This is a genomic window from Pinirhizobacter sp. (assembly GCF_035317885.1).
Lineage (GTDB): Bacteria > Pseudomonadota > Gammaproteobacteria > Xanthomonadales > Rhodanobacteraceae > Pinirhizobacter.
Genome location: NZ_DATHFX010000268.1, coordinates 1 through 3,188, shown reverse-complemented (window position 1 = coordinate 3,188; position 3,188 = coordinate 1). Strand labels below are relative to the sequence as shown.

Below are 3,188 nucleotides of genomic sequence, written 5' to 3'. Positions count from 1 at the left end.
CGGGCGCCGATGGAAGAGGGCACCGAGCTCGAGATCCGCCAGATATTCGAGATGGAGGACTTCGCCGAAGTCCTGACCGACGACCTGCGCAAACAGGAAGAGCGCCAGCGCGCCGAACTGACCTCCCGCCACTGATCGCCCCGACCCACATTCATATCAAGGAAAAGACCATGAAGCTTAGTCCTTACGTGTTCTACAGCGGCACCTGCGAAGAGGCCATCAATCACTACCAGCGCATCCTGGGCGGCGACATCGTGATGATGTCGCGCTACGGCGACGGCCCCGGGGCTGAAGAACTCTCGGCGGACGCGAAGAACCTGGTGATGCACGGGCGGCTGGTGTTTGAAGGCCAGACCTTGATGGCATCCGACGCGCATCCGTCGATGCCGAACAACGGCAGCCACGGGTTTTCGCTCGCGCTCAACTTCACCGACCTTGAGAAGGCCGAGCGGGTCTTCAACGGCTTGGCCGAAGGTGGCAGCGTTACCATGCCCCTTCAGAAAACTTTCTGGGCCGAGCGGTTCGGCATGCTGACCGACCGCTATGGCATCGAATGGATGGTCAACGCCGGCGAGTCGGTATAACCCATGAAGATCGTTCTGTTCCGGCGTGGCGACGCCGACTCCGAAGCCGGTGTAAAGCCATGGCCTGAGCTGGTCCAGGCCATGGGCGACTACTTCAGTCCGCTGGAGGCGGAGGGCAGGGTCTACGCAGGCGAAGGCCTGAAGCCCAGCAGCCAGGCCGTGCGCGTCACTTTCAAGGACGGCAAGGCCGTGGTCATCGACGGGCCTTTTGCCGAGGCGCGCGAAGTGATCGCGGGCATCAGCCTGATCGATGTGCCTGACATGGAAGCGGCTGCCGAATGGCTCAAGCAGTGGCCCATCGAAGACGCCCACGGCAACGCCGAGATCGAGATACGTGACCTGGGTTGCCCGGGCGGTCTGCCTGGTTTCGGTGACCCTGCCGCCCCCGGCGAAGGCCGTCGTTACGCGGTGTTGCTGCTCTCCACCGACGCTGCCGAAGCCGACTTCGTGCCACCGAAGGAAGTGCTGGCGAAAATGGCCGACGCCAACCGCCGCGGCCAGGAAGCCGGGCATCTGGTTGCGGGCGAGGGCCTGAAATCCAGCCGGAGCGGCAAGCGCGTGAAGTTCTCTGGCGGCAAGCCGCAGGTGATCGACGGGCCGTTCGCCGAGGTGAAGGAACTGGTGGCCGGTTTCTGGATCGTCCGTGCGGCATCCATCGCCGGTGCGATTGCCTGGGCCGAAAGCTATCCGTTCCCGGGCAAGGACTCAGCCGTCGTGGAAATCCGCCAGCTATACGAGCCGGAAGAACTGTTTGGCCCGTGATGTCCACGCGACGATCGATGCTGTGTGGCGCATGGAAGCGCCACGCATCATCGGTGCACTGGCCCGTGTATTGCGCGATGTCGGCACGGCAGAGGAACTGGCCCAGGATGCGCTCGTAGCGGCGCTGGAGCAGTGGCCGCGCGACGGGGTGCCTGATAAGCCCGGCGCGTGGCTGATGACCACCGCCCGGAACCGCGCCATCGACCGCATCCGCCACCGCGTGCTGGCAGAGAAAAAACACGAAACTATCATCCACGACCTCGATGACGTTTACGACGAGCAGCAGGCGCGCATGTTCGCCGCGCTCGACGACGACATCGGCGATGACCTTCTGCGGCTGGTGTTCACCGCCTGCCATCCGGTGCTTTCGCCCGAAGCCCAGGTCGCGTTGACCTTGCGCCTGCTGGGCGGCCTTTCCACCGACGAGATTGCCCGCGCCTTCCTGGTACCGGAGGCCACCATCGCGCAGCGCATCGTGCGCGCCAAGCGTGCGTTGGCCGATCCCGCGGTCGCCTACGAGGTGCCCCGCGGCGAGGCCTTGCAGGCGCGGCTGGCCGCGGTGCTGCGCGTGGTGTACCTGGTGTTCAACGAGGGCTATGCCGCCACCGCTGGTGGCGACTGGATGCGACCGGCCTTGTGCGACGAAGCCTTGCGGCTGGGCCGCGTGCTGGCCGGGCTGATGCCGCTGGAAAGCGAGGTCCATGGCCTGGTCGCCCTGATGGAATTGCAGGCGTCGCGTGCGTCGGCGCGCACGGCGGCCGACGGCACCCCGATCCTGCTGCTCGACCAGGACCGCTCGCGCTGGGACCGCCTGTTGATCCAGCGTGGCCTGACCGCCCTTGCCACCGCCGAGCGCCTGGGCGGTGCCGCCGGACCCTACGCATTACAGGCGGCACTGGCGGCTTGCCATGCCCGCGCCGTGCGTCCGGAAGACACCGACTGGAACCGCATCCACGCGCTCTACCAGGTGCTGCTGCGGCAGACGCCTTCACCGGTGATCGAACTGAACCGTGCCGTGGCGCTGTCGATGGCGCAGGGACCGGCGGTGGCGTTGGAGATCGTCGACCGCCTGAAGGACGAGCCGGCGTTGAGCGGCTATCACCTGCTGCCCAGTGTCCGTGGGGACCTTCTGTCGAAGCTGGGCCGCCACGCCGAGGCAGCCGCCGAGTTCCATCGCGCCGCGGGGATGACGCGCAACGATCGCGAGCGCGATCTGCTGAATGAGCGTGCCGCGGCGGCTGAGAAGCTGATCGCAGGTTGATGAGCCAACGGACCGGACGAATGAACCACCCAGGCATGCGCTGCCTGTCAGCCCCGGTCACCTCATGGCGTTCGTGACCGGTTAGCCAGCCGCGGATCACTTCCACGAGACCCGATGGTTCATCCGTCCTGCGCTGACTCATTCGCCACTCTGTTTGCACTCAGAGTGGCGGGCGAGCCAGGGTGGAAAACCGTTACTGAGGAACCGGCCGGACAGCAGTCCGCCTGGTCGCCCGCCGCAAAAGAAAGCGGGGCGAGGTCGGGTACCGCAGGTAGACGCCTGCGGTACCCCACCTCAGTTACCGGGTTTCCACACCCGACCGCCGGAAGTTGTCCCGACGGCAAGCAAATGATCCCGGAAACGACGCCTCACTTTCCATAGTAAGGGTCGCAAAGTTTCAGCCGATCTCACATCGGACAAACCTCAAACCTTCCAGCGACTGGCTGAAGCCTAGTACCCCGAGTTGCTCGGCGGCAGCGCGGACTTCGTCTGCTGTTGCTGCTGCTGCTGTTGCTGCGAAGTGTTCTGGCGCATCTGCTGCTGTTGCAGCTGGAGGTCCTGCGCGGTTTGCGACTTCTGCT

Annotated in this window: 3 protein-coding genes; all 3 read left to right on the top strand. The window is 65.3% G+C overall.

Features of this window, described 5'->3' with window-relative positions; translation table 11 throughout:
• Positions 1-170 precede the first annotated feature (170 nt).
• Genes VK519_RS08735 through VK519_RS08725 form a run of 3 tightly spaced genes read left to right on the top strand, consistent with a single transcriptional unit; the run spans position 171 to position 2,607 of the window.
• Complete coding sequence (locus VK519_RS08735) at positions 171-584, top strand: VOC family protein (RefSeq protein WP_324349080.1); 414 nt, start codon at positions 171-173, stop codon at positions 582-584.
• Between the two features lie 3 nt (positions 585-587).
• Positions 588-1,346: a YciI family protein gene (locus VK519_RS08730; RefSeq protein ID WP_324349078.1), complete on the top strand. Its 759-nt coding sequence runs from the start codon at positions 588-590 to the stop codon at positions 1,344-1,346.
• A 31-nt stretch (positions 1,347-1,377) separates the two neighbouring features.
• Positions 1,378-2,607, top strand: a complete 1,230-nt coding sequence (locus tag VK519_RS08725; protein WP_324349081.1) for an RNA polymerase sigma factor — start codon at positions 1,378-1,380, stop codon at positions 2,605-2,607.
• Positions 2,608-3,188 lie beyond the last annotated feature (581 nt).